This is a genomic window from Photobacterium sp. R1 (assembly GCF_054600795.1).
Genome location: NZ_BAAHZP010000217.1, coordinates 1 through 364, shown reverse-complemented (window position 1 = coordinate 364; position 364 = coordinate 1). Strand labels below are relative to the sequence as shown.

The window sequence follows — 364 nt, the reverse complement described above, 5'->3', positions numbered from 1 at the left end:
ACAAACCAATCAAACGTGATCAACGGCTGGCACGGATTGCCAAACTGGAGTTCATGATGGCTCAGGCCGATATCAGTGATGCCGAAAAGTATCGCCGTATTCTGGAGGCTTACCAGATTGAAATGGACTATGGCACCAAGTTGGGTGTCTATCAGGGTAAATTGGCCCTGAGTGACACAGACAATATTGAGGCTGATCTACTTTATCTCGGACGTGTCTCTTTCGTGGCGCGAAGCCTCGACGGTCAGCGCTACTGGGCCTGGGATGACGGTGCTCATCAATGGCAGTCATTGGAGCCTCAGGCTGGCGCTGAGCTGGATAAAGCCTTTGCAATGGCCTCGAAACAAATCGCTCCCGGACTGAT

At 51.9% G+C, this 364-nt stretch carries 1 protein-coding gene; it reads left to right on the top strand.

Annotated features, from left to right (window positions below; all coding sequences use genetic code 11):
- Positions 1-364: DUF3450 domain-containing protein (locus ACYP03_RS24740; RefSeq protein ID WP_459782489.1), on the top strand; the 364-nt coding region annotated here is incomplete at both ends.